Below are 245 nucleotides of genomic sequence, written 5' to 3' on the forward strand. Positions count from 1 at the left end.
AGTACGGTCGCAAGACTGAAACTCAAAGGAATTGACGGGGACCCGCACAAGCAGTGGAGTATGTGGTTTAATTCGAAGCAACGCGAAGAACCTTACCAGGTCTTGACATCCCTCTGACCGGTCTAGAGATAGGCCTTTCCTTCGGGACAGAGGAGACAGGTGGTGCATGGTTGTCGTCAGCTCGTGTCGTGAGATGTTGGGTTAAGTCCCGCAACGAGCGCAACCCTTATGCTTAGTTGCCAGCA

Annotated in this window: 1 rRNA gene; it reads left to right on the top strand. The window is 52.7% G+C overall.

Annotated elements, in window-relative coordinates:
* Positions 1–245: ribosomal RNA gene (locus WA407_RS26575) — 16S ribosomal RNA — on the top strand; the annotation flags it as partial.

Source organism: Paenibacillus sp. 203, assembly GCF_037027525.1.
GTDB classification, from domain to species: Bacteria; Bacillota; Bacilli; order Paenibacillales; family Paenibacillaceae; genus Paenibacillus; species Paenibacillus polymyxa_B.